Below are 269 nucleotides of genomic sequence, written 5' to 3' on the forward strand. Positions count from 1 at the left end.
GGCTGGGTGCAGTCATTGAATGGTTCGGGATCGTCGAACATAGGGGGAAACCAGCAATGAGCCAGTCCGACGTGCCGGAACCACATCCGGTCGAGCCCGGTCATGGTCCGGCTTCGGCGCTCCTGGAACCAGTAGAAAAAGTCCGGGCGGTGTGGATCACCGGCGTCGTCCTGGTGAATCTGGGCATCAACGCGGCGTTCTTTGGGCCGTTGCAAGTGCTCCTGGGCCAGCAGGCTGCCCACTTCGACGAGGGGCAGAAGGAAGCGATC

At 62.1% G+C, this 269-nt stretch carries 1 pseudogene; it reads left to right on the plus strand.

Annotated features, from left to right (window positions below):
* Positions 1-56: 56 nt before the first annotated feature.
* Positions 57-269, plus strand: a pseudogene (locus SB764_RS40640) (hypothetical protein); the annotation flags it as partial.

Origin of the sequence: Paraburkholderia sp. SIMBA_027, from assembly GCF_046535315.1 — a bacterium.
GTDB lineage: Bacteria > Pseudomonadota > Gammaproteobacteria > Burkholderiales > Burkholderiaceae > Paraburkholderia > Paraburkholderia tropica.